Annotated in this window: 1 protein-coding gene; it reads right to left on the bottom strand. The window is 57.0% G+C overall.

Annotated elements, in window-relative coordinates:
* A partial coding sequence (locus ABR397_RS24045) for an AMP-binding protein (protein ID WP_350307882.1) occupies positions 1-242 on the bottom strand: 242 nt, incomplete at both ends.

Below are 242 nucleotides of genomic sequence, written 5' to 3'. Positions count from 1 at the left end.
AGTACCGCACATCCGGCCTCATCCGCCAATATCACTGACGGTGCGGCATCATTCAGAATATGCACCAGACGTTCACACGGATAGACCGGGTCCAGCGGCACATAGGCACCACCCGCTTTCAGCACCGCCAACAATCCCACCACCATGGCCAGTGAACGTGAAGCACAAATCGCCACGCGTTGATCAGGCACTACGCCCAGTGCAATCAGTTGATGGGCCAGCCGGTTAGCACGGGCATTTAA

The sequence above is a fragment of the Photorhabdus viridis genome (genome assembly GCF_040256935.1).
Classification (GTDB): Bacteria; Pseudomonadota; Gammaproteobacteria; order Enterobacterales; family Enterobacteriaceae; genus Photorhabdus; species Photorhabdus viridis.
The sequence above is the reverse complement of the archived record's forward strand: the minus strand, read 5'-3'. Positions and strand labels throughout refer to the sequence as shown.